Raw genomic sequence first — 22,539 nt, forward strand, 5'->3', positions numbered from 1 at the left:
AAACAAATGGTATATTGGAAATAGGAGGGATGCCTATGTTTCGTTTTTTATTTGGAAAATCATCTAAACCGCCAAAGCGCAGTCGACCTGGTAAAGCTAAGCCAGTCTATCGGGCTTCGGAGCTGCCTCATGGTTTAGGGGTGCTTGAAGGTATTCCGTTAGACCGTATTGTTGCAAAGCTGAACAGTTCAATTCCAACAGACTATGCTGAAAGAATTCAATATCGGGTGAAAACCGAACATCCACGTATAACAGACGACGAATATGCTTGCAAATGGTTTGAATTACAGCGTTATTTTATAATGAGTCTCATTCTGAAATCAACACCGATGTTTAGCGCCGAAATCGATGACTTGTGGCATGAAATGTTGATGTTCACAAGGGAATATCAGCGATTTGGCGAACAATTTGCTGGAGGCGTTATCCACCATTCCCCAGAACGTGAACCCAAGATGATGCCAGGAGAACGCGCCTGGTTTGACTGGGTATACGCTCACCTGTTCGAATTTGCGCCGAGCAGCAAGCGCTGCTGGAATGGATTTTTCCGAAATGCGCTTGATCCTGAACGTACAGAGCTCCTTCGTGAAGGCAATGTGGATGCGATCGCTGGCAGTTTGTTCAATATGGAGCAGGCAGGCCGTTATCCCGAGGTGGCAGAGACCATTCGCATCTTAGTTGAGCAAGCCATTCTAGACGCACAGAAGGCGGCAAACAGCCGCCGTTTCAAAGATACAGGCTGGGATTATTCAACAGCAAATCCTAACTCAATGCTCTATTTAGCAAGCGCCATGATGTTCTTCTCCATCCAAAGTCCACAAAGTTATGCCAGTGATATGAATGCTAACTTCCCGGAGAATTCCCCGGAAGAACCGCGAGATAAGCATAGCAGCTGCTCTTCGTCGGGCTGCGGAACTTCTGGAGGAAACGGTGATAGCTCCGGAGATCAGGGGGGAGGTAGTTCCTGCTCGTCCAACTCTTCTTGCTCCTCAGGCTCTTCAGGTTCCTCTTGCTCATCTAGTTCAAGTTGTGGTTCGAGTTAATGGTCAAGAACACTTTCCTAGGCAATCTCAGGGAAGTGTTTTTTGTACCCAAGGGCATACTAAAAATTATACTAGAAAAATTCAGTAGCATTATGCTATACTTTTTTTCAAACGGGAGATGATCAGATGAATTCTAAAATGTCTTTCCAACCGCTGAACCGCCCAAAGTTGGTAGACGATGTAGTGAACCAGCTGCAAAAGAAAATTTCAGAGGGTGAAATCAAACCAGGCGACAAGATTCCAACAGAGCCGGAACTTATGCAGCAGTTCGCTGTAGGTCGTTCAACGATCCGCGAAGCGGTCCGTGTTCTTGTGCATGCTGGCTTGCTTGAGAAGAAGCAGGGCTTTGGTACCTTTCTAAAGGCACAGTCAGCCGTGCAGGAGCCGCTTGATCACAGGCTGCGTAGAGCGCAGATTCTGGAGGTTTACGAGGTCAGAAGGATGCTGGAGCTGGAGATTTCTCGATTGGCTGCTGAGCGCCGGGATGATAACGACCTTGAGCAGATGCGAAGCGCGCTCGATCAACGGTTTGAGGCATTGGAGAAAGGTGACACGGATACGTATTTGCGTTCAGACGTGAAATTCCATCTATCTATTGCTATCGCCAGCAAAAATAGTGTTGTCATCGACCTGTATCGTTCGTTCACATCAGCACTTTTGGAAGCCTCTCAAAAATTGATTGTGACGATGCAAGATCCGCATCATCTTTTTCATGAAAATATGTACGTAGCTATCAAAGACAAGGATGTCGCGGCAGCCGAGTTTTGGACCATGAAAAATCTAGATGAAACGGTCACACAGCTTAAACAATTTGTAAACCAGGAGTAGCTTCACTCTCCTATGCTTTTAAACGTCAGATGATATGATGAAAGGGGTAAGTTACAATGTCAGATTCAAGTTCAACACGTAATCATACAGTTTATGCCATTTTATTCTCGATCTCCCTGGTCCATTTATTGAATGATGCCATTCAATCCGTTATACCAGCCGTGTTCCCGATTCTTCATAATTCGCTGCAGTTGAGCTTTACCCAAATCGGGTGGATCGCTTTTACGCTAAACGTAACAGCATCCATGTTTCAGCCTTTGATTGGACTGTATACAGACGCAAAGCCAAAGCCCTTTTTATTGCCGGCAGGTGTTTTTTTCTCGTTGTTAGGTGTGATTTTGCTCGCCGTAGCGTCTTCGTTCACTCAGGTGCTCGGGGCTGTTGTGCTTGTTGGCCTAGGCTCCTCTGTGCTTCATCCTGAAGCATCGCGCGTGGCTTACTTGGCTGCGGGTCCTCGCAGAGGATTGGCGCAGTCAATTTTCCAAACTGGCGGTAATATCGGGCAAGCTCTTGCTCCCATTTTTACAGCGCTGATTTTCGTCCCATTCGGTCAGTTCGGGATTATTTGGTTTTCGTTTGTCGCTGCAGCAGCGATTGTCGTTCAATTTTTCGTAGCCAAATGGTATCGTAATGCGGGCAGCAGCCGATCAGCAGCTTCAAGTAAAGCATTTGTTAGAAAACAGCCTCTGCCGCGTAAAACAGTCACCTATGCCATTTCGATATTGATCATGCTCTTATTTTCCAAGTTTGTTTATGTGGCCAGCATGACAGGTTTCTACGCTTTTTACTTAATCGAACACAATCAACTTTCCGTTGAAAAAGCACAGCTATTCTTATTCACTTTGCTTGCTGCTGGAGCAGTTGGTACATTCTTGGGCGGCCCGCTTGCGGATCGATTCGGCAGACGAAACATGATCTGGTTTTCCATTCTGGGAACGGCCCCATTTTCACTGCTATTGCCATATGCGAATTTGTTTTGGGCGGGTGTGTTATGTGCTTGTATTGGATTCATTTTGTTATCCGGCTTCTCCGTCATTGTCGTTTATGCGCAGGAACTGCTTCCTGGCAAGGTAGGGACGGTATCCGGTTTATTCTTCGGCTTAGCTTTCGGGTTAGGCGGGATCGGTTCAGCCGTGCTTGGTACGCTTGCGGATGCAACTAGCATCTCGTTTGTTATTAAACTCTGCGCTTTCTTGCCTCTAATTGGGCTGTTGGCTGCTTTCCTTCCTTCAGATAAAAAATTGAACATGACGCAAGCTGAGCTACCGCAAAATGTTGCAAAAGCATGATAGATCAAGAGGTGAAACGGCATGACACCGATTATTGAAATGAACAACGTCTCCTGGTACAAAGATAATAAAACGATATTGAATCAAGTGGACTGGCAGGTGTCCAAAAATGAGCACTGGGCCGTACTGGGTTTGAACGGTTCAGGCAAGACGACCATACTGAATATGATTAATGGTTATATCTGGCCAAGTCAAGGGCATATGGCTGTACTCGGCCACCCGTTTGGAACAGTAGACTTAAGAGATTTGCGTAAAATGATTGGCTGGGTGAGTTCATCCCTGCAGGAGAAATTGTACGCCTCTGATAAAACGCAGCATGTCGTTATAAGTGGTAAACATGCTTCAATCGGGTTGTATGAGAAACCGAGCATGGCTGATTTCGAACAGGCCAGAGAGCACATGCAGCGGCTTAATTGTTTGCATTTATACGACCGAACTTATCAATCGTGCTCACAGGGTGAGAAGCAGAAACTATTAATCGCACGTGCTCTAATGGCCTTGCCTAAGCTGCTGATTCTGGATGAGGCAACGAACGGATTAGATTTCCTTTCCCGGGAAGCCTTGCTTTCCAGCATTCAAGAATTAGCCAAAGAACCGGATGCTCCAACGTTAATATTCGTGACCCACCATATCGAAGAAATTCTTCCCGTTTTCAATCAAACCTTATTGATTCGCCGTGGCGAGGTTTTCGCAAAAGGACAGTCGCGCCATGTCTTGACAAGTGAAAGTTTATCCTCTTTTTTTGAGACGGAGGTTGAAGTCAAATGGCAGCGCGAACGCCCTTGGCTTTTGATCCCTGCGAGTGATATGTGAGGCATGATTCATAAAAAGCTTCTAATAGCCCTTTCTTTATGGAATTGCATCGATTAAAGAGGCTTGTTAGCTATTGTCGAAGAGGGAGAGTAGTCGGTGGAGTTGCGAATGCAGGCTATGTCCTGACTCACGGAATTAACGCGCTCAATGCCTTTGATTATCATTCGGATGCAGTAGCCCAGAATTAGAAACTAAGTTTAATCATGTTTGGTGCCGCAAAAAGTGTTTAACACTGGCTTCCCGTTCGACTGCGGGGAGCCAGTTTTTTATTCGACAAAAAATTATAATTAAGGACACGAACCGCCGCTTTTCGTGTATAATGGGTTCTTGATCTCATTTTCTTAACCTTTGGTAAATTAACAGCGAGAGGAGTTCTGGCAGATGAATCGATTACGTGTTTTTCTTGGTTCGTATCATCCGATTGTACATACGTTAATTCTAGGAACGGTCATGGCCAGGGCGGCGTCTTCCATGAGTCTGCCTTTTCTGGCGATTTACTTAGCTAAACATACGTCAATGAGTGCAGTAATGATCGGGGTCGTTATTGGAATGGGAGCCTTGGCAGGAACAGTTGGCGGCTTTATCGGCGGTAACTTATCGGACCGATTCGGTAGACGTATCATTATGCTGGCTGCACTATTTGGATGGGCGGTTGTGTTTGTAGGCTTCAGTATCGTGAAACTACCTGTTTTGTTCATGATGCTGAACATGCTTAACGGCTTGTGCCGCTCCTTCTACGAACCAGTATCTCAAGCTTTGATGGCGGATTTGACCGAGCCGGCCAAGCGACTCAGTGTGTTTTCAATGAGATACATGGCTATTAATGTGGGGGTTGCTGTAGGACCATTATTAGGCGCTTTTTTTGCGACGATGGACGGGTCACTACCGTTTCTACTGACTGGAATCGTTTATTTTCTTTATGCAGTTACACTTTATATTCTCCTCATCGTTTTTGGTATTAAGCAAATAGAAGGGGAGAAGAAACAACCGGTTACTTTTGTCGCCGCATTGCAGGTCATTCAACGTGATGTCACATTTCGCTACTATATTCTTGGCGGAATTATCGGGGCTATTGGCTACTCGCAAGTTATGGTGACACTATCGCAGTATTTGGAACAGAATTTCACTGAAGGTGTGAAGATGTTTGCAGTCCTTATGAGTGTCAATGCCATCGTGGTCATTGCGATGCAGATACCGCTTACACGGATTTTTAATAAGTACTCGCCACTTGTAGCGATTATATTTGGCAATTTGATGTTTGCGTTAGGGGATACCGGTTTTGCGTTCTCGCATTCCTTAGTTCCAATGATTGTTTCTATGGCGATTTTTACTCTAGGGGAGATTTTAAATTACCCTGCGGCAAACATGCTAATTGATAAGCTTGCACCCGAGCATATGCGAGGTACTTATTTTGGCGCACAAACCTTAACAAACGTTGGTCATTTTATGGGACCATGGGTGGGCGGATTTTTGCTTGTGGCGTACGGGGGCACGACGCTTTATGTAATCATCGCCTTTGTGACACTTGCGGGATCACTCTTTTACTGGAAAGGTGCCAATAATCTACAATCGCTCACGAAAAATAGGTCGAAAAAAGAAATTTTTTGATAGATATTGCAAAATTAGTTCTTGCGAACTATACGATTTCAAAACAACTTCCCTTATTCTTGAGAGTGTAGTTATTTCTTGCAAAAGAACTCACAACACATCTCGACAATGGCAAAACTGACGAAAGTCAGTGACGCAAAGCTACAGGGGCTACCTTGTTCTGTAATGGACTCGTTGCCAGCCAGCTGCCGAACGATTGGGTATTCAACTTAGAGCCCCCTCCGATCGGTACACTATGGTGGGGTTTTTCTCTGTCATAACTTTCATAATCTATGGATAAAAGGAGGACCAAGCAGCATGCAGTCTGAATTACATGAAGAGCAAAAAGTAACATCACTTTGCGGCAATCATGTTGCCCGTTTGGTGCCATCCTCGGATGGACCAAAGCTACTGATTAATTTAGAAGAATACGCGCTTAATGAAGCATGTTGGGATGTTGAAATGTTTCAGGGGAGAAGCAACAGCATTTTGATTTTCTACTGGAAAGGTGAAGTTAAGCTTTCCGTGAAAATGCCTCCAATGCCTCAAATTGAAGCATTTATGACTAGACTTTATCAAATCCTGACATCCAAATTAAGAACGGTTCAGCCCATCTAGGCGAACTGTTCTTTTTTTTATCCGAAATGCCCTTACGACAAAATGATTGTCACAAATCGATGGGTGCTGATATAATGGAACACATAGCCATACATAGTTCTTAAGTACTATTTAGTAGGGGGATTTGCGTTATGAGATTAATTACGCGTTCGGATTTTGACGGTTTAGTATGCGCAATGCTTTTCAAAAAGCTAAACATGGTCGATGAAATGAAATTCGTTCATCCCAAAGATATGCAGGATGGTTTGATCGAGGTTACCGAGAACGATATTTTGGCGAATGTGCCTTATGTTGCAGGTTGTGGATTATGGTTTGATCATCACTCCAGCGAACTTGAGCGGATGGGTGAAAAGGTAGCATTCAAAGGGGAAACGCGGATTGCGCCTAGTGCAGCACGCGTCGTTTACGATTATTACGGAGGGCAAGAAACCTTCGGTGATATTGACGATATTATGCTTGGCGTAGATAAAGCAGATGCGGCACAATTCAGTAAAGAAGATATTTTGAACCCAAGTGGCTGGGATTTATTGTCGTTTATTATGGATGCTCGGACGGGTTTAGGACGTTACCGGGATTACCGAATTAGCAACTATCAGCTTATGGAAGAGCTTGTGGATCACTGCGCCGTGATGACAGTCGATCAAATTATGGAGCTTCCGGACGTGAAGGAGCGGGTGAAGCGGTATTATGAACTAGATGCTCTGTACCGTGAAATGCTTGAAAAGCATACGTATACGGAAGGAAACGTGATCATTACCGATCTTCGAGATGTTGAAACGATCTATCCAGGCAACCGATTCATGGTTTACGCGCTTTATCCAGAGCAGAATGTATCCATTTGGATCGTGGACGGACGCAATAAACAAAATTGTGTATTTGCATGCGGGCACAGCATCGTGAATCGTACGTCCCAAACGAATATCGGGACTTTGATGCTCCAAAATGGCGGAGGTGGTCACCAGGCAGCAGGTACTTGTCAGGTAGAATATGCACAATCAGAGAAAATTTTGAAGAAAATTGTTGAAACCATGCGAATAGACGGATAAAATATAATAAACGAGCCGCAGGATGGGGAGTTTCTCCCGGAATGCGGTTTATTTACGGAGTGGGAGGCGTGTTAGTGAACATCGATCGCATTCATCATGTGGCTATTATTAGCTCGAATTACGAACGGTCGAAGCATTTCTATGTTGATTTACTTGGAATGACCATCGTAAATGAGACGTACCGGGCAGAACGCGATTCCTATAAGCTGGATTTGCGCATAGGACAAACGGACCAGCAGATCGAATTGTTTTCGTTTCCTAATCCACCAGTAAGAGTGAATAAGCCAGAGGCGCGTGGGCTTCGGCACTTAGCTTTTGTAGTTGGGGATATGGACGTAAGCGTGAAAGAACTAGAGAGCAAGGGAATTACGGTCGAACCGGTACGAATTGATCCCATAACAGGCGATCGGTATACGTTTTTTGCAGACCCGGATGGACTCCCGTTAGAGTTGGTGGAACATGCCGAATGATGAGTTGTCACAAAAGGAACAAAGAGCAAAATTAGGATTCGCTATAGGGTGCTTATGGAGCATCCTGCTGTCTATTCCACTCTGGGCCATAGTGATCTGGCTTTTGATGAAAAAATAAATCCCTCAAACGCTCAACTGACCACAAGTCGGAGTAGCGATTGGGGATTTTTTTATTGGATATCGGCGGTATTGAAATTAAACAATTCTGAACATGAAAAACAGTACGTTATAAACGAAATATATGATAGCCCGTCTAATATAAGAGAACGAATGTAAATGGAGGGTGCTCCAATGAATAGATTAATTGTTTTTAGTTTATTGCTAGTTTTATTAACTTCCTGTAGTGATACCTTAGATAAGAAAATTGTGGATAATGATCCTATTGATAGTGCTGTTCTAATCGATAAAATTACTAATAAAAACGAAAATATTGTTATAAAATCAGAACCAATAAATACCGAAGACTATGTTGATTATTTATCAAATCAAGCAGAACGTTTCTCTAAGATTATTAAAGATAATCCCATAGATAAGAATTATGTAAAAGAAAATAATGAATTTCAAAATTCAATGAACTTTAACACGTCGAATTGGGTAGAGTTAGAAGTGAAATATACCCGAATCTGGGATGATGAGTTAAATAGTATATATGAAAGACTCCTAAGCAAGTTAAATGCAGAGAACAAAGAATCACTAATTCAAGCTCAAAGAGGCTGGATACAATATCAAACCAATGAAATAGAGTTCGCAGAACACGTCATTAACTTGCCAGAGGGGAAAGGTCCATTGTTAGGTACTCAAGGTTATGTAGATACACAAATAGCTGCAAAGAATAGAATAAGAAAGCGGACAATACAGCTATATGAGTATTATTTTTTGCTAGATGAGAAAATTGAATTTACTTATAAGAATAAGGAACAAAATTGAACTCTTATACTCATGTGGCATTAATGTAGTAACCCTATAATAAAACTTAATATATAATCTTTTACGGTACCAGTTTTATGAATGTTGTACATAAGAAGATGCAATTGCATTATTTGATACGCTTTTGCTGAGGAGGATGCACTTGGAAGACATTTTATTTTACTGCTTGTACGTAGTCTTAGCCCTCTTTATTTGCTACATAATCTTCATCTTACCAACACAATGGTTAAAAATTGAGCGGATCAAATATCCACTTAATCTAAATGTTAGAATTCTACAGATAAGTGATATGCATGTTGAAAGATTAAGAATTAGTCCAACAAGAATAGCCGCTATTATTAATGATGAAAAACCGGATTATATATTTATTACTGGTGATTTTACGAAATACCGAAAAAAGCTTCCTAGACTAGAAGAGTACCTAAGAGCGATGACGATTTGTAACGTGCCCATCTATTGTGTTCTAGGAAATCATGATTATCAGCAGAAGAATGTAAAAGATATTGTCAAACTTCTAAGGAAATATGGGATTCATTTGCTAAGAAACCAGTCGCTACATTTAGAGCGATTTGAATTGATTGGAATTGATGATTTCGATTCAGGTAAGAGTGACATTGAAGCAGCATTCCGAGCAGTTGATGATCGTAGAACTAAACTAATCATTACCCACGATCCTAACGTAGTTCTACACTTAAATAAAGATTTTGATTATTTAATGGCTGGACATCTCCACGGAAAACAATTTAATATTCCATTTTTCTTTCATATCAAAAACGCTGGTAAGCTGCCTAGAATGGGGATTTATAAAGGAATACATAAACATCAGTATGGGACTTACTACATTTCTAAAGGTGTTGGGCAAACAGGAATCAATGCAAGATTTTTAGTCAGAAGTGAAGTGACCATGCATTATTTATAAGAACAATCAGGGTGGGTTAGCTGTCATCGGGCAACACGCTTGGGATGAAATAGTGCTAACGGACACCTGTACCGTTATTACCCTGCTATCCGCTTCGTTTCGCGCCTAACGGACACCAGAGCTCTTATTCGCCCACTTCGCGGGCAAAACTCCATCGAAATGGACGATTAGCCGCGCTGGTGTCCATTAGAATTCTGAATCGGCATTTTCCCGCCGAATAAGGACTCCTCTGTCCGTTAGCTGGCGCAGGACTTCACGGTCGGTCTCTAAATATTAGCATGGGTTAACGGGATACCATACCCACGTAAAAACCAAAAGCGGCCGCTAAGACGTAAAGTCTCAGCGGCCGCTTTATCATGCCGTGCTATCTGACCTACCTACGCGGAGGAAAAGGCCCAAGATATTGATACAGATTACATTCAATCCGTCCGTTAAACAACTTACGCTTCTTATCAGCGCGGCGGTTCATATAATGCTCGAGTTGTGTGCTCGGGCTGAGAATGAACATGCTCCACGAAGGCATTGGAGCTGTAAGAGCACCGAGCTCGCGCAGCGCGACCTCGACATCCTTGGCTTCACCAAGCCGCTCTCCATAAGGCGGATTGGTGATCAAGCAGCCATAGTCGCCGCGCGGGCGGGCTTTGGCTACCGGTTCCACGCGAAGCTGGAACTGTTTCGTCAGCCCAGCCGCTTTCGCGGCGGCTTCTGCCACTTCGATGGCAGACGGGTCAATGTCACTGCCGATAATGTGAAGCGGCACATTATCGCGGACCGCGTCGAAGGCTTCGTCGCGTGCTTTGTCCCAGAGCTTGCGCGGCACATTGCCCCACGCCTCGCTGGGGAAGCTGCGCCGCAGGCCTGGCGCAATATTCCAGCCGATCATGGCGGCCTCGATCGGGATGGTTCCCGACCCGCAGAACGGGTCGTAGAGCGGCCGATCGACGGTCCAGCGGCTGAGCAGGATCATGGCCGCTGCCATGGTCTCCTTCAGCGGCGCTTCAGTTACGAGCTTGCGGTACCCGCGCTTGTGCAAGCTTGGACCTGTCGTGTCGATCGTGAGTGTCGCGATATCATTCAGAAGCGCGACCTCAATCACGTAACGCGCCCCGTTCTCGGGGAACCATTCGGTGCCGTATTGAAGCTTTAGCTTCTCGACGACCGCTTTTTTTACGATGCCTTGGCAGGCAGGGACACTGGAAAGCTGTGACTTATGGGAACGCCCTTGCACAGGGAATTCGGCATCGTTCGGAATCCAGTCGGGCCAAGCGAGCGCTTTGGTACCTTCAAAAAGCTCATCAAAGGTCAGAGCTTTAAACTGGCCCATGTGCACCAGAATCCGGTCCGCCGTACGTAACCATAGATTGGCTCGGCAGATAGCAAGGTCGTCTCCCATAAAGCGTACGCGGCCGTTCTCAACGGTAACCTCGGTATAACCGAGGTCGCGGACTTCGCGAGCAACGATAGCTTCAAGTCCCATTGGGCAAGTTGCAATTAGTTCGATAGATTGTGGCATGTTTAGATTCCTTCCATCCGGGTTGTGCTTCGTTCATAAAACTCATACAATTAACAAGTATAGGACAAATAAGATATACTTACAAACGAAACGGCAAACTCTTAGGAGGAATGACATGGAAACCATTACAGCTGAAAGCTATATGGAAGGCTTATATGCGGATGATCCCGTGCTAGAACGGGTAAAGGAAGTCATACGAACCAATAATATGCCAGAAATATCAATCGCACCTGGCTACGGCAGATTGCTCACAATGCTAGTGACGATGATTGGCGCAAAAAAGGTGCTTGAAATAGGAGCTTTAGGCGGCTATAGCGGAATTTGTCTAGCTAGGGGGCTGCAAGCAGGCGGCAAACTCATCTCACTTGAGTTGAAGCAGGAATTCGCTGATGTGGCCAAACAAAACGTGGTTGATGCGGGTCTTGGCGAGTTCGTCGAGTATTGTATTGGAGAAGCATTGACACACCTGAATGAGCTGCTCACGCAAGGGGAGCGATTTGATTTCTTTTTTATCGATGCGGACAAAGTGAACTATCCAAACTATTTGGAACTTGCCATTCAATTGGCGAATCCAGGGGCCATCATTGCAGGTGATAATACGCTGATGAGGGGCAAAGTGGTAGACGCAAATCAAACCAAAGCCTCCGTGCAAGCGATGCGCGGCTTCAATAAGCTCATCGCTACAGATCCGCGTTTGGAAAGTACGATCCTACCAGCTTATGACGGATTAGCGTTAGCTCGGGTGAAATAAGACGTACATATCAAGGGCTACTTAGAATGTCTAAAAGACGTTCCAGGTAGCCCTTTAATTATGGCAGATGTGAAGGATTATCTTAGGAAGTTAGCTGATGCATGTGAAATAATTTGAATTCGTTCATTTGCCATGGCGCCTTCACCTCTAGCTTGGTAACAGGCTGAGCGGGCTGCGGCGTAGATATAGGGTGTACAATTTGCTGATTCTTGAAAGGTATAGCGCTCATCCCATTCCAGTAAATAAGCAAAATCTCCGCACTTAAAACGATAAAAGCAATTTTGGGCCAGTTCAGCTTCATGGAGGGCATCCTCGCTTTCAATGATGCACCTATATTATCATGTAGTGGAATTAATTTCCATAATAATTTTTGTGCAATCTATTATTTATGTACCAGCCCCGTCGAAATCTCAAACGCATAGCGCTCTATGTCTGGCATATTCACTAAGTGAGCTCTGTTGATTGCAAGGCCGATATCGTAGGGGACTCGTACATATTGAATGGAGAATCCGGCTTGCTCCTGACTATCCATAGTGCCTTCCAGAACGCAGTAGCAGGCTTGTGGAAGGCCATCATAGGGGATGCCTACACTGCCGACGTTAAAGAGCATTAGACCACTGTCTGTTCGCTTTGTAGCGCTCTTTTCCGAGGGATTCTTCATGGTGATCAAAAAAGGTATGTGTATATCCCCGTAGCCGACGATATCAGGCAGCTTTCCATTAGGAGCCTCTCCTGTCATTTCTGTATTTTGAAACAGTGCCAGACGTTCTTTTTTTGAAGCCTTACGCTTTACGCGGTGGTAGACACTTTGTGAGGAAGCGTGGAATAACCGGAACAATTTGCCGCTAAGGTTGAAATCAACGGAGAATGGCAGCCGTGCCAGATAAGCAAGCCTCTCAGGCCCTAACTGCTGCTGCTGCCAGATGCCTGCTGGCTGGTCTTGCGGCATATTGATGCCTAAGTCCCAGTTCCCCTGGATGACAACTTCGCAGGTCCTTTGTATAGAGTCAACAACGGCTGCCGAATCAGGTCCTTTGCCGACCAGGTCTCCTAAGCAATAGATCCGCTTAATGCCACGCAGGTTGATATCAGCAAGTACGGCTTCGAGAGCGGGTAAATTTCCATGGATATCTGAAATAATCGCGATTTTTTCCAAAATGATAAATTCCTTTCCGTGCTGGTCTCATGTGTAAATCTTAATTCTTCAGTTATATCATACGGATTCCATTCTGAAAATGAGTGTGCTTGACTATTACCCAATGCTAGATTCTTCTGCTATAATTTGTAGGGGGAAAGGGGAAGGTTTTGAATGGAATCCAGACTAGAGCGTCATCGTAAAGTGAAGGAAGAGCGCACTCCTCCGAAGAAAACTCCGCTGAAAGTAATTGGAGGACTCACACTGGTTGCTGTCGCTTGTTTCGCCATTGGGATTGGCGCATCCTATTGGACGTCGAACAACAATACGGCTGAAGAAGAAGCGGCTGCTTCACCACCCTCGGCAGTTAATTCGCCTCAACCGACGAGTGCAGCGAGCAGCAGCCAGCCCAGTCCTACGTCTACAGCAAACGCAATCGCTCCATCGTCATCACCGGCGGTTACGGACAAGCCAATGAGCAGCGATGGGCAAGTGAAACTGACTTTTGTGGGAGATGTGCTGCTAGCCTCCAAAGTGGATGATATTTTGAAGCAAAAAGGCTATGATTACCCTTATACGAATGTTAAAGACTATTTGACCAAACCGGATTTCACCATCGCTAATTTGGAAACACCCATAACGACTAGAGGTACTGTTCAAAATAAGGATTATGTGTATCGTTCTTCACCCTTGGCTTTACCTCCACTCAAGGATGCTGGCATTGATCTCGTTAATTTAGCCAATAACCATGTTATGGATTACGGCCCTGAGGGTCTGCAGGACACAATGAACGCCTTGGACCAAGAGGGTATTAAACGCATGGGAGCGGGCAATGATCTGAATGAAGCCTACCAACCTGTCATTATGGAAAAGGACGGCATAAAGATTGCCTTCTTCGGCTTTAGCCGTGTTGTTCCTGAGGCCTCTTGGAAAGCGGGTCCAGGACGCATCGGGGTGGCGGAAACTTACAATTACAAGCCGCCTGTTGAAGCCATCCAAAAAGCGAAAGCCAGCGCTGATCTTGTCGTCGTTGTTGCCCATTGGGGCGTCGAACGAAGCGATAATCCGGATAAGTATCAGACGGATTTGGCACACCGTTATATCGATGCCGGTGCAGATCTGGTCGTTGGCGGCCATCCACATGTGTTGCAAGGCTTTGAGCAGTACAAAGGCAAATGGATTGCTTATAGTCTAGGCAATTTCATATTTACAACGAATGATGTTTCCAAGACATGGGAAACGGTTATCTTGGAAGCAGCGTGCTCGAAAGACAAATCGTGCAATATTCATCTTGTACCTATTTTAAGCAAATTCGCACTTCCTACACCGATGAATTCGGAAGACAGCTCTAAGCTGTTCCAGAGATTAAGCCAAATTTCAATAGGTTCCAAGGTTGATGCCGAGGGTAATGTTAGCAAGAAATAATGTGAGGAGAAGACAACATGACGGATATTCGCAATATTTACTGTGTAGGACGCAATTACCGGGCACACGCAGCCGAACTGGGAAATGATGTTCCCGATCAACCGATGATATTTACGAAACCGACACATGCTTTGGCTGAAATGAGTGGCGGGGAGCTGACGCTTCCAGCCGATCAAGGCGAGATTCACTATGAAGCTGAATTGGTCTTGCATATCGCTAAGCCTTACCATGAAGGCATTCAGGTAGATGAGATTGTTGATAAGTATGCGCTTGGCATCGACTTTACACTAAGAGATGTGCAATCTGTTATTAAGAAAAAGGGCCAACCTTGGCTGCCAGCCAAAGGATTCCTGAAGTCGGCTCCAATCACTGATTTCCGTCCGTTCCCAGGGGCTTCCAAGCTTACGGAGGAGAACTTCCAACTTCGCCAGAATGGACAAGTCGTTCAAAACGGCAACATTAGCAATATGATTTTCGATCTGCAAACAATCATCGATTACATAGCTAAGCATTACGGGCTTGGCGTAGGCGACATCATTTATACGGGAACCCCAGAAGGCGTTGGACCTGTCAATAATGACGATCGTTTGGAATTAGCATGGGGCGAAGAGGTATTTGGAGCAGTAACCATTCGATTATAAAACAAAAAGGGCAGTCTCTTGCGGTCATCATTGACCTGAGAGATTTGCCCTTTTTATTGTGCATCAGCCGAGTCCTCTAAAGTGCTATCGGCATAGTGTTCGCGCGCTTGAAGGATCGCAGGTAATTGTTCAAAAAACACATCCACGATGTGAGGGTCAAAATGTTCGCCTCGTTCTTCTGTTAACAGCTGTAAGATGCGTTCTAATTCCCATGCTTTCTTATAGACACGCTCACTGCCAAGCGCATCGAAAACGTCTGCAATCGCGGTAATACGCCCGTAGATGTGAATTTCTTCACCCTGGATTCCTCTTGGATATCCGCGACCATTCCATTTCTCGTGATGCTCATAGGCGACAACCGCAGCCGTTTTGAGAATATGACGATTGGAGTTTTTGAGCAAGTTATAGCCAATCACGGTGTGACTTTGCATGATTTTGAACTCTTCATCGGTTAATTTCCCTGGTTTATTTAGCACGCTGTCAGGAATGGCTACCTTTCCGATGTCATGCATCGGCGAAGCAATTTTGAGGAGGTCCGACTCTTCCTTACTCATGCCTAATCCACGCGCAAGGATATAGGAATACTCGGCAACACGTTTGACGTGGTTACCCGTTTCTTTGGAGCGGCTCTCGCCAATTTCGCCCATTCGGAAAATAATTTCTTTCTGGGTTGCTTCGATCTCGTTAGTGAGCAGCGCCGATTCTAAAGATTTGCCCGCATAAGAGGAAGCAAGCGTTAAATATTCCATATCTTTATCCGAAAATTGCTGACATTCCGTTAGTTTATTAATAGCTTGGTAAGCGCCCATAATTTCACCTTGGCTGTTACGGAAAGGAATAACCATCAAGGCTTTCGTGCGGTAGCCTGTTTGCTGGTCCGTGTGCAGCGCGCCATTAAGCAAGTAGGTTTTATATTGTTCATTCGTATAGGCGTCATCAATAAATACAGCTTTATCATGCGTGACCGCATAACCGACTAGTCCAGCTGACTTTGGAATACGAATCTCATCGAGACCATGAGCCACTTTGGACCAGAGCTCATTTTTGCTCGTATCCAGCAGCCAAACCGTACAACGATCAGAAACAATCATTTCCCGGCCCATATCAGCCATCAACATAAGGACGTTCTCGAGTACCCGTTCATTGGCAATTTTGGCTGCGTAATCAAAAATAACACGCAGCATTTCTTGCGGATCCAAATCTTTTTTTATCTGGGATCTAATTATGATCTGGTCGTTATCCATGGCAGCCTCCTAGCTTTCGGAAATTATCTTACCATATTATTCTCGTAAAAAGGTTAACTTCCTGCTGGAATGACTCGAGAAATGATTGATTTTGTCGAAAAAAACAGGGTTCATTGAGGAAGATGCACAATACCGTGCTATGCTACAATAATAAGTGGAAATTGGGGTGTTTACATGGAATGGATTTGGGGATTAGCCGGCAGTTTGCTCATTGCAGGCGCAGCCTACTGGAGAGGGTCCCTCTCTGTATCAGGATTGATTTCTGCGGTTGTTCTTGGGACCTTGATGTTTGTCTTTGGAGACTTAGCTTGGTTTGGGACGCTGATCGCCTTTTTTATCTCTTCGAGCATCTTGTCGAAGCTTAAACACCAGCGTAAAGCCGCTGCAGAAAGCGGATATGCCAAAGGCGGAAGGCGCGACGCCGGACAAGTTGCTGCTAACGGCGGGCTCGGCTTAGCGCTTTGTATAGGCAATGCATTTTGGCCTGATCCTGTTTGGTGGGTGTTGTTCGTTGGCGTGATGGCAACCGTCACGGCGGATACGTGGGCGACGGAAATTGGCGGAATGAGCCCTTCAGCACCGAGGTCGATTCTAAGTGGGAAGCGTGTTCCAGCTGGAACATCAGGTGGCATTAGCACGATTGGCGTGCTGGCTTCTGTGGTGGGAGGAGCCTTCATTGGATGGCTCAGTGGCTGGTTCAGCAGCATAGGTGATATGGGCTACGAATCAGTTTCAGTTCCTGTTTTAATCCTATTTGGTGCTGTTTCAGGTTTGCTAGGTTCATTAGCTGATTCATGGTTAGGGGCAACCTGGCAGGTGATGTATCAGTGTGCGGTTTGCGGGAAAACCATTGAGAAAGAAGTCCATTGTGGTCAGAGCGCGAAACAAATACGTGGTTTCCGCTTCATGACCAATGATCGGGTAAATGCCATTTCCTCACTGGTTGGCGGCGTAGTGTGCTACGTATTATGGCTAGTATCGACATAGCTTTTTTACATTAGTGCACGGTCGGCGACGTCTCACCTGCTGTTTCTGTCACAGATTGCGCGGCTGGAGGCAGGACAGCATCGTGCAGCTGTTTCTCCAAGTGTTTTACTTTACGATGCAGTTTGTACTGACGAACCATTCCGAAGAGACCGACAATCAGACCCCCCAATAATGTGGAGGTTAGAATAACGAGAATGAGTGGCGTGGATGTTTGGGCGAATATGAAATTTACTTGCACCGGTTCGACATTCACAACCGCGAAAACGGCTGTAATCAGGGCGAATAGTAATGCGCAGATCAGAATCCATTGCATCTTCATCCAGCATACATCCTTTCAATGGAGAAAAGGTTGAAGGCTCGCGCCTTCAACCTTACTCATTCACTTACTTCGTAAGCTCTTCCATCTGATCGAGCAAGGAGCTGAAGACGCTCATGGCTTGCTTGATCGGCTCTGGTGTCGACATGTCAACGCCGGCTTTTTTAAGGATATTCAGCGAGTAGTCGCTGCCGCCGCTTTTCAGGAAGCCCAAGTAACGGTCAACGGCTGGCTGCCCTTCATCCAAAATTTGCTTCGCAAAGCTAGTTGCTGCAGAGAAGCCTGTTGCGTATTTATAAACATAGAAGCTGTTATAGAAGTGAGGAATACGTGCCCATTCCATCTCAATATCTTGATCCACGACCATGTCGTTGCCATGGTACAGCTTATTCAAGCCGTAGTAGATTTCGCTGAATTCTTGAGGTGTAAGCGACTCGCCTTGCTCCGATTTCTCATGCGTAATCATCTCGAACTCGGCAAACATCGTTTGACGGAAAACCGTAGTACGGAACTGATCCGCATAATAAGTCAGCAGATAAAGCTTCTCTTTTGGATCTGTCACGCGTTTCAATAAATAGTCCATGAGCAGCGCCTCGTTCAGGGTAGAAGCGACCTCTGCAAGGAAAATCGTATACTGCGCATAGCGGTACTCTTGATTTTCGTCGGACAAATAGGAATGGATGGCATGACCCATTTCATGCGTTAGGGTGAACATGCTGTTCAAATTGTCTTTGTGGTTCAGCAAGACGTAGGGATGTGTGCCATAGGCACCCCAGCTGTATGCACCGTTACGCTTATTCTTATTCTCATAAACGTCGATCCAATGGTTGTCGAAACCGTCTTGAAGAATTTTCAAGTAATTTTCGCCAAGTGGAGCTAGGCTTTTCTTGATTTCTTCTTTGGCTTGCTGGTAAGTAATATCCATTTTGAACTCTTCAACCAGCGGAGCAAAGAGGTCATACATATGTAATTCATCGACTTTCAGCAGTTTTTTACGAAGCTTTAGGTAACGCTGCAGTTCAGGCAGAGAGTCGTGAATGGTGGAAATTAAGTTTGTGTATACTTCCTTCTTGATGTTATCGCCGAAAAGGGTCGATTCCAGAACGGAAGGATAGTGACGTGCTTTGGTATAAAAAATATTTTTATTAATATTCGCGCTGAGCGTTGCGCCGATCGTGTTCTTATTGTTGCGGTAAGTTTCGTAAACAGCATGGAAGGCATTCTTCCGAACTTCCGGATCACGGCTCTCCAGGAATTGAATGTAGCTTCCGTGAGTGAGCTCGACTTCCTCGCCTTTTTCGTTCTTAACTTTCGGGAACTTCAAATCAGCGTTGTTCAGCATGCCGAAGATTGTGCTTGGTGCTCCCGCCATATTGCCAGCTTGAGCGAGCAGTGCTTCCTGTTCTTTGGATAGCGTATGCGGCTTCTGACGAATCATTTCTTCGAGCGTGTCTTTATAAAAAGATAAAGAAGGATCGTTCACAAGTTGCTGAAGCTTTTCATCAGATAAACTTAAAATTTCCGGCGAAATGAAGGAGAGAGCTTCGCCCACTTCGACACTGATTTTTTTTGATTTATCGGATAAGGCCTGGTAAGTAGGCTCTGCTGTATCTTCATGATGTTTCATGTTGGCATACACATAGAGTCTTTCTGTCTTCAGAGAGACCTCATCTTCCAATTGGAAACATTGCTTGATGGCAGCGGCGTCGCTAAGTTTTCCTTGGAAGGCGCTGATTTTGCTGATGGAGCCTTTAACATCTTGAAATTCTTTGTCCCAAGCCTTCGCATCGGAGAATAAATCTTCCAGATTCCAACGGTGCTCGGCAGGTACTTGTTTGCGTTCCAATAGTTGAGCCATGGGAGCCCTCCTGTCCTTGTTTTGAGTTTGGGGTAAACGGTTTTCCTTCGCATGCAAATCGGCTGCTGGGACAGAGCTGAGCAGAAGTCCCATTGCCGCAGTTACATAGATCCAGCGCATTACGGTCACGCTCCCGGCTTATACCCATGTGGAGGTTTCTTGATCGAAACCCACTTCATGGTTTTCACCTAGTATGACCGTTAACCCACTCATTTATGATTATAAGAAAAAGCTGGAAGGAAGTAAATTTACTTTCCGGCGCCAAAGAAGCTGATCAAGATAAGTACAAACGAAAACGAGACCATGACGATAGCGAGCAAGGCAAGGTACCGTTTCATTTTAGCTGGAAGGCTGTCTTTTTTTATAATCAAAATGATGGCAAGGCAGAAGGATACGAGTACAAATGTGAGTATAGAACCGGAATCGGTCATTGGTGAATCATCCTTATCCCTATAGAATATGACGCATGCTAACTACTGCATGATAGTAACTTTCGCTGCCTATAGGCAAACTCCTTTTTCAGCCGGCATGCTGCATCGTTTCATCGGGGTTTTCATCATCTTCTGTCTTCACCAGAATCAATTTGCCTCTAGAATCCATCTTGACTGTAAAACGATCTTCCGGAGCAATTTGCGCTTCATCGCTTAATTCTTTAGGCAGTTTTAACTGTCCGCGGTCTCCGACTTCTACGAGGTAACCAACCATTTTGGACCATTTGCCTGCCGCAAGTACGATGATAACAAGCAGACCGATAAGCAACCATTTACCAAGCGGATTTGAAGAAAAATAGGGGGAGAGGAACTTCTCGCCGGTAATCATTTTACCTGCAGTTAACGCTAGCACGCCTGCGCCGATATACATGATCCACGGATATTTTTCAATCCATTTGATGAACAAGGTGCTGCCCCAGACCACGATAGGGACACTAACGAGTAGACCGATGATGACTAGCAGGAAGTTTCCATGTGCTGCGCCAGCGACAGCAATTACGTTATCCAGACCCATCACGGCGTCAGCAATAATAATCGTACGAATCGCAGCCCACATGCTGCTCTTAGCTTGAACTTGTTCGTGATTTTTCTTTTCGCTAAGCAGCTTATACGAAATCCAGAGAAGTAATAGGCCACCAGCCAAGAGAAGACCAGGAATTTTCAAAAGCGTGACTACGATGAGGGTTGCCAGAGCGCGGATAACGATGGCGCCGACTGTGCCCCATAAGATGACTTTCTTTTGTGTTTTCTTTTCCAAATTACGTGCCGCCATACCGATAACGATCGCGTTATCTCCTGCAAGTACCAAATCAATGAGAATAATACTGAGTAATGAAACGAAAAAAGCTGCTGATAACCATTCCACAACGACCACTCCTTTAGCAAATTTTTTTGAAAAAAATAGAGCCCAGCACCGATGACCGGTGAAGGCTCTAATTCATCAAAAAAGACCTTCACCAAAAATTTGGCAAAGGTCTTGCTAACAACGATTGTCGTTGCCAATAAAGCCGGGATCTGATGAGGATCCGAATTGACGACTTTACTGTATCAGCTACTCCCCTTTGGAGTATTACGTATGAACTTGTAACTTAATTATAAAAAGATAGAGAAGGAAAGTCAAGGCATTTGGTCTAATCCGTTTATACTTCTTTGAAAGCGTCCATAATCGCTTGCCATTCTTCCTCCGTACCATCGAACTTATCCTTGGCAAATCGCTCACTAGCCCAATGCAGCATCGCTGGACGCCCGATAAAAGTGTGGCACTCTTCGCCCCACTGGTCGGAGATCTCAGTAAGCACAATTTTGGTCCCTTGGACCTCAACATTGAGCATGTTCCATTTATCTTTTTTGTAGATTGTATGTTTCTTGAAAGGTTGTTTTGACACGGTTGTTCCTCGTTTCTGTAGTAAGCTTATAGATATATGCAATCGTATCATAAACAGGCGTGATTTCCAAACAGGTCATCAAGAATTCCCTATTGCCATAGGCGGTCCCCCATGATAATATTCTCCTAATCCTTTCCAGAGGGAAGCGGGTTACGAGACAGGTAGTTGCGCACAAAAGATGAGCTGAGGAGAGATGAGCATGGAACAAAAGCGTATTTATGAGCAAGTGGGGGTCGCTATGACCTCAAGATCGTTCATCGAGTATGAGAAAATGTTTATGCTGCAGACGGAACAATTACAAGGTAGACGTATCCTGGATGTTGCTGGCGGCGCGTCTTCATTTACGGCAGAAGCAAGGCAGCTTGGGATTCTCGCAGAGGCGGTTGACCCGCTGTATGAGCAATCATCAGAAGAGATCGAGAAACATGGCAGGCAAGAAATTGAGCTCGTTGCGGCCAAGATGGAGAAGCTCCAGAACGTCTATGACTGGACGTTTTATGGTTCGCTTCAAAATCATACGGCAGGGCGTACAAAAGGTTTAGAAAGGTTCGTAGAGGACTTCTCAAGCCATGATGGAGTGTCAAGGTACCATGCAGCTTGTCTTCCGGTATTGCCGTTTGAACAAGAATCCTTTGATCTTGTGCTGTGCAGTCACTTTCTCTTTCTGTATGAAGAGCAGTTCGACTATGCGTTTCATCTAGAGGCCGTGCGAGAACTGATTCGCGTCGCAAAGCCAGGCGGTGAAGTACGGATTTATCCGCTGCTCAGTTTTCGAACAGATGAGTATGGCAGACTGCCTGATTTGATAAATGAACTTACAAATGAGGGGTATTTGGTTGAAAAAAGAGAGGCAAGCCTACCATTTTTACCAAATTCTCATCAATATTTAAGCATAATTAAGATGGGCTCTGCATAGAGGAAAACGTTGGTACATCAACAAATTTTAGCATGTCCAGCGCTTTTTTTGCGTTGATTTATCCCAAATCTGATGGTATAATTTCCTTATTCGTCATAGATGGCGATATTTTTAGGAGGTTGTTCATTTGAAAGGTACAGTTAAATGGTTTAACGCAGAAAAAGGCTACGGTTTCATTTCTGTTGATGGAGGCGACGATGTATTCGTTCACTTCTCCGCAATTCAGGGCGAAGGATTCAAAACATTAGAAGAAGGCCAATCCGTTGAGTTCGATATTACTCAAGGCAACCGTGGTCCTCAAGCAGCTAACGTCACAAAATTATAAGAAATTGGGAGTCCC

26 protein-coding genes and 1 riboswitch are annotated in these 22,539 nt (G+C 45.0%); of the genes, 18 read left to right on the top strand and 8 right to left on the bottom strand.

What is annotated here, in order from left to right; translation table 11 throughout:
* Positions 1-35 precede the first annotated feature (35 nt).
* The 11 genes from AC58VC_RS14610 to AC58VC_RS14660 all read left to right on the top strand — a co-directional run bounded on the left by AC58VC_RS14610 (position 36) and on the right by AC58VC_RS14660 (position 9,537).
* Positions 36-1,040, top strand: coding sequence for a UCP032817 domain-containing protein (locus AC58VC_RS14610; protein ID WP_497369471.1), 1,005 nt, complete (start codon positions 36-38; stop codon positions 1,038-1,040).
* Between the two features lie 126 nt (positions 1,041-1,166).
* Positions 1,167-1,868 carry a FadR/GntR family transcriptional regulator gene (locus tag AC58VC_RS14615; protein WP_497369472.1) on the top strand — a complete coding sequence of 234 codons (702 nt, stop codon included), beginning with the start codon at positions 1,167-1,169 and terminating at the stop codon, positions 1,866-1,868.
* 56 nt (positions 1,869-1,924) lie between these two features.
* Positions 1,925-3,157 carry an MFS transporter gene (locus AC58VC_RS14620; protein WP_497369473.1) on the top strand — a complete coding sequence of 411 codons (1,233 nt, stop codon included), beginning with the start codon at positions 1,925-1,927 and terminating at the stop codon, positions 3,155-3,157.
* Between the two features lie 21 nt (positions 3,158-3,178).
* Positions 3,179-3,970 carry an ABC transporter ATP-binding protein gene (locus AC58VC_RS14625; protein WP_497369474.1) on the top strand — a complete coding sequence of 264 codons (792 nt, stop codon included), beginning with the start codon at positions 3,179-3,181 and terminating at the stop codon, positions 3,968-3,970.
* Positions 3,971-4,008: 38 nt separating this feature from the next.
* Entirely contained in the window at positions 4,009-4,158 is a 150-nt protein-coding gene (locus AC58VC_RS14630; protein WP_497369475.1) for a hypothetical protein, read from the top strand.
* A gap of 193 nt (positions 4,159-4,351) precedes the next feature.
* Entirely contained in the window at positions 4,352-5,578 is a 1,227-nt protein-coding gene (locus tag AC58VC_RS14635; protein ID WP_497369476.1) for an MDR family MFS transporter, read from the top strand.
* Between the two features lie 100 nt (positions 5,579-5,678).
* Positions 5,679-5,771: riboswitch (cyclic di-GMP riboswitch) on the top strand.
* A 104-nt stretch (positions 5,772-5,875) separates the two neighbouring features.
* Positions 5,876-6,175 (top strand): hypothetical protein, encoded by a 300-nt coding sequence (locus tag AC58VC_RS14640; protein ID WP_161409230.1) that lies wholly within the window; start codon positions 5,876-5,878, stop codon positions 6,173-6,175.
* A gap of 131 nt (positions 6,176-6,306) precedes the next feature.
* Positions 6,307-7,221 carry an exopolyphosphatase gene (locus tag AC58VC_RS14645; RefSeq protein WP_497369477.1) on the top strand — a complete coding sequence of 305 codons (915 nt, stop codon included), beginning with the start codon at positions 6,307-6,309 and terminating at the stop codon, positions 7,219-7,221.
* A 41-nt stretch (positions 7,222-7,262) separates the two neighbouring features.
* The gene (gene gloA2, locus AC58VC_RS14650; protein ID WP_497369478.1) at positions 7,263-7,691 is read left to right on the top strand and encodes an SMU1112c/YaeR family gloxylase I-like metalloprotein; all 429 of its coding nucleotides are present in this window, start codon (positions 7,263-7,265) and stop codon (positions 7,689-7,691) included.
* A 291-nt stretch (positions 7,692-7,982) separates the two neighbouring features.
* Entirely contained in the window at positions 7,983-8,618 is a 636-nt protein-coding gene (locus tag AC58VC_RS14655; protein WP_497369479.1) for a lysozyme inhibitor LprI family protein, read from the top strand.
* Positions 8,619-8,760: 142 nt separating this feature from the next.
* Entirely contained in the window at positions 8,761-9,537 is a 777-nt protein-coding gene (locus AC58VC_RS14660) for a metallophosphoesterase (protein ID WP_497369480.1), read from the top strand.
* 373 nt (positions 9,538-9,910) lie between these two features.
* On the opposite strand, the gene AC58VC_RS14665 is transcribed toward AC58VC_RS14660, so the two are convergent.
* Complete coding sequence (locus AC58VC_RS14665) at positions 9,911-11,050, bottom strand: THUMP domain-containing class I SAM-dependent RNA methyltransferase (protein WP_497369481.1); 1,140 nt, start codon at positions 11,048-11,050, stop codon at positions 9,911-9,913.
* A gap of 115 nt (positions 11,051-11,165) precedes the next feature.
* Here AC58VC_RS14665 and AC58VC_RS14670 point away from each other — a divergent pair, with 115 nt between their 5' ends.
* Complete coding sequence (locus tag AC58VC_RS14670; RefSeq protein ID WP_497369482.1) at positions 11,166-11,801, top strand: O-methyltransferase; 636 nt, start codon at positions 11,166-11,168, stop codon at positions 11,799-11,801.
* Between the two features lie 82 nt (positions 11,802-11,883).
* Here the strand turns inward: AC58VC_RS14670 and AC58VC_RS14675 are convergent, their stop codons facing one another.
* Together AC58VC_RS14675 and AC58VC_RS14680 are read right to left on the bottom strand one after the other, a co-directional pair.
* Positions 11,884-12,102: a hypothetical protein gene (locus AC58VC_RS14675; protein WP_497369483.1), complete on the bottom strand. Its 219-nt coding sequence runs from the start codon at positions 12,100-12,102 to the stop codon at positions 11,884-11,886.
* An 81-nt stretch (positions 12,103-12,183) separates the two neighbouring features.
* Positions 12,184-12,957: a metallophosphoesterase family protein gene (locus AC58VC_RS14680; RefSeq protein ID WP_497369484.1), complete on the bottom strand. Its 774-nt coding sequence runs from the start codon at positions 12,955-12,957 to the stop codon at positions 12,184-12,186.
* 153 nt (positions 12,958-13,110) lie between these two features.
* Here AC58VC_RS14680 and AC58VC_RS14685 point away from each other — a divergent pair, with 153 nt between their 5' ends.
* Both AC58VC_RS14685 and AC58VC_RS14690 read left to right on the top strand, forming a co-directional pair.
* Positions 13,111-14,361, top strand: coding sequence for a CapA family protein (locus tag AC58VC_RS14685; protein WP_497369485.1), 1,251 nt, complete (start codon positions 13,111-13,113; stop codon positions 14,359-14,361).
* 17 nt (positions 14,362-14,378) lie between these two features.
* Complete coding sequence (locus tag AC58VC_RS14690) at positions 14,379-15,002, top strand: fumarylacetoacetate hydrolase family protein (RefSeq protein WP_497369486.1); 624 nt, start codon at positions 14,379-14,381, stop codon at positions 15,000-15,002.
* 53 nt (positions 15,003-15,055) lie between these two features.
* Here the strand turns inward: AC58VC_RS14690 and AC58VC_RS14695 are convergent, their stop codons facing one another.
* Positions 15,056-16,246, bottom strand: coding sequence for an HD domain-containing phosphohydrolase (locus AC58VC_RS14695; RefSeq protein WP_497369487.1), 1,191 nt, complete (start codon positions 16,244-16,246; stop codon positions 15,056-15,058).
* 174 nt (positions 16,247-16,420) lie between these two features.
* On the opposite strand from AC58VC_RS14695, the gene AC58VC_RS14700 reads away from it, so the two are divergent.
* Positions 16,421-17,233 (top strand): DUF92 domain-containing protein, encoded by an 813-nt coding sequence (locus tag AC58VC_RS14700; protein ID WP_497369488.1) that lies wholly within the window; start codon positions 16,421-16,423, stop codon positions 17,231-17,233.
* Between the two features lie 10 nt (positions 17,234-17,243).
* Here the strand turns inward: AC58VC_RS14700 and AC58VC_RS14705 are convergent, their stop codons facing one another.
* Positions 17,244-17,552: a LapA family protein gene (locus AC58VC_RS14705; RefSeq protein ID WP_497369489.1), complete on the bottom strand. Its 309-nt coding sequence runs from the start codon at positions 17,550-17,552 to the stop codon at positions 17,244-17,246.
* Positions 17,553-17,616: 64 nt separating this feature from the next.
* A complete protein-coding gene (gene pepF, locus AC58VC_RS14710) occupies positions 17,617-19,407 on the bottom strand; it encodes an oligoendopeptidase F (protein ID WP_497369490.1) in 1,791 nt (596 codons plus the stop codon).
* A 215-nt stretch (positions 19,408-19,622) separates the two neighbouring features.
* Between pepF and AC58VC_RS14715 the strand changes: the two genes are divergently transcribed.
* Positions 19,623-19,844 carry a hypothetical protein gene (locus AC58VC_RS14715; protein ID WP_497369491.1) on the top strand — a complete coding sequence of 74 codons (222 nt, stop codon included), beginning with the start codon at positions 19,623-19,625 and terminating at the stop codon, positions 19,842-19,844.
* An 82-nt stretch (positions 19,845-19,926) separates the two neighbouring features.
* Here AC58VC_RS14715 and AC58VC_RS14720 read toward each other — a convergent pair whose 3' ends face one another.
* Complete coding sequence (locus tag AC58VC_RS14720; protein WP_497369492.1) at positions 19,927-20,763, bottom strand: YjbE family putative metal transport protein; 837 nt, start codon at positions 20,761-20,763, stop codon at positions 19,927-19,929.
* 274 nt (positions 20,764-21,037) lie between these two features.
* Positions 21,038-21,229, bottom strand: coding sequence for a hypothetical protein (locus AC58VC_RS14725; RefSeq protein WP_497369809.1), 192 nt, complete (start codon positions 21,227-21,229; stop codon positions 21,038-21,040).
* A 253-nt stretch (positions 21,230-21,482) separates the two neighbouring features.
* Here AC58VC_RS14725 and AC58VC_RS14730 point away from each other — a divergent pair, with 253 nt between their 5' ends.
* Entirely contained in the window at positions 21,483-22,199 is a 717-nt protein-coding gene (locus AC58VC_RS14730) for a class I SAM-dependent methyltransferase (RefSeq protein ID WP_497369493.1), read from the top strand.
* Positions 22,200-22,326: 127 nt separating this feature from the next.
* Positions 22,327-22,524, top strand: a complete 198-nt coding sequence (locus AC58VC_RS14735; RefSeq protein WP_028556542.1) for a cold shock domain-containing protein — start codon at positions 22,327-22,329, stop codon at positions 22,522-22,524.
* Positions 22,525-22,539 lie beyond the last annotated feature (15 nt).

The sequence above is a fragment of the Paenibacillus sp. J22R67 genome (assembly GCF_059692175.1).